Origin of the sequence: Luteolibacter pohnpeiensis, from assembly GCF_016595435.1 — a bacterium.
GTDB lineage: Bacteria > Verrucomicrobiota > Verrucomicrobiia > Verrucomicrobiales > Akkermansiaceae > Luteolibacter > Luteolibacter pohnpeiensis.
The window spans coordinates 1-330 of the sequence record NZ_JAENIJ010000239.1; the positions used below are offsets into that span (position 1 = coordinate 1).

Sequence of the window (330 nt, forward strand, 5' to 3'; positions counted from 1 at the left end):
AGATGTCACAGGCAACCGGCATTCGCCCGTGCCTGGACATTGAACGTTAACTCAAGAAAATGGGCGACCACCTCATTATCACCCACATTCCTTCTCTGGTCGCCACCCTCCTCAATAGGGAGCGCGCCAAGGGCTCGGCATTGACCAAGGAAGAAGTGGAGACCATTCGGGACGAGTCGCCCGCAGAAGTGTTGCCCCCCGAGCAGCGTGCCGCCGTCGACGCACGGCGAGGTTACGACGACATCGATCCAGACCGCGCTTGGGAGGATTGGCAGATTGCGCGGGTCGAGTTACACTCCGATGACGATTGAGTATGTCGGCTAGCAACTA

General features: G+C 58.5%; 1 protein-coding gene. It reads left to right on the top strand.

All coding sequences use genetic code 11. The features are described from left to right. Positions 1-59: 59 nt before the first annotated feature. Positions 60-311 (top strand): hypothetical protein, encoded by a 252-nt coding sequence (locus tag JIN85_RS21115; RefSeq protein ID WP_200274571.1) that lies wholly within the window; start codon positions 60-62, stop codon positions 309-311. Positions 312-330 lie beyond the last annotated feature (19 nt).